This is a genomic window from Oleiphilus sp. HI0123 (assembly GCF_001635315.1).
Genome location: NZ_LWGE01001631.1, coordinates 1 through 1,211 on the forward strand (window position 1 = coordinate 1; position 1,211 = coordinate 1,211).

Sequence of the window (1,211 nt, forward strand, 5' to 3'; positions counted from 1 at the left end):
CAGCACTGGATATGCTGTCCAAGTGCTCCGAAATAGATCGTTTCAAATCATCTATATCGACAGCTTTTCCCACACGCTGAGTCATTTCATCGACTTGATCACGCATATGTTGATCAAATTTTTCGTTTTTATCTTGCCAGGTGTCATCAATACTCTGACTCTCTACCAAAAAGTCCTGAACTTTACTCAAGCGCTCATCGAGCACCTTCAGAAAGTTACTAAACTCGCGCTGCCCTTTACCCACAACCGAAAGGATCAAGTTAGACAAATCATCCAAAGTAGGGCCAAGTTCATACCAAACCAGCTCTTTTTCAATTTGACCACGCAGTTTCGCTACTTCTCTGGTCGCACTGCTTGGAAACGCTAATTGGTCCAGTAGATTACTCAAAGTGTTGCGAATATGCCGCGCAACAGAAGAAAAGCCAGGAGCAAGCTCTTCTGCTGCATTGCTGGCATCGTCCGTTTCTAGCTCCAAGTCCTCTTCGCTGAGGGAGCTATCTTCGCCCGAAGCCGTATCAGCGCTTGCATTTTCATCACTTCCGCCACCCAAGAGACGACTTAAGAAACCGGCCTCTTTTTTGTCTGGGTCAACAATTACCGACAAGACTTCAGACTGGAGTTTTGCATACTCAGACAGGATAGCTGGGTATTCTTGAATATTTGACGAACGCTTGGCGATAGACTTTAAGAGCTTCTTTAGCCCACTTTTCTGCTTTCGAGGAAGCTTGAGAGTCAATAGCTGATCGATAATACTCTCTAAAGCACTCGCTACTTTTCTCAGGTTTTGCTGTTTGCTCTCGTCCGCCGCAAGAATCAATTTATCAATACGCTTAAGGCGCTTTTCGAGATCATTCTTTTCAGGTGTTGCACTGCGCACCGCACTGCGCAAGCTAGCCAACTCGCCATCTAATTCATCAGAAGTGTGCTCTGCCGCCAAGCTAACACGCACCAGAATTCGCTGCATCAGTGAGGCGTAATCTTGAATGAGCTTTTTCTGGCCGTCAAAAGACTCACCTTGCTCAAAATACTTATCTTTCCAGCGTTCTAGCTCTTTTTTTAAATCCGACTGGTTACTCATGAGTTCTCCAGCTTTTTGAACCGATTCAAATGTTATTATTTACTTAGTAAAACAAACAAAAATGATAATGCTTATTTTGTATTTCGTTTTCTGGCTCTAGGGTGAGATGCATCATACACCTCAGCTAAATGTT

General features: G+C 44.0%; 1 pseudogene. It reads right to left on the minus strand.

Going from position 1 to position 1,211, the window contains the following annotated elements:
- A pseudogene (locus A3761_RS21945) lies at positions 1–1,078 on the minus strand (hypothetical protein); the annotation flags it as partial.
- Between the last annotated feature and the right edge of the window lie 133 nt (positions 1,079–1,211).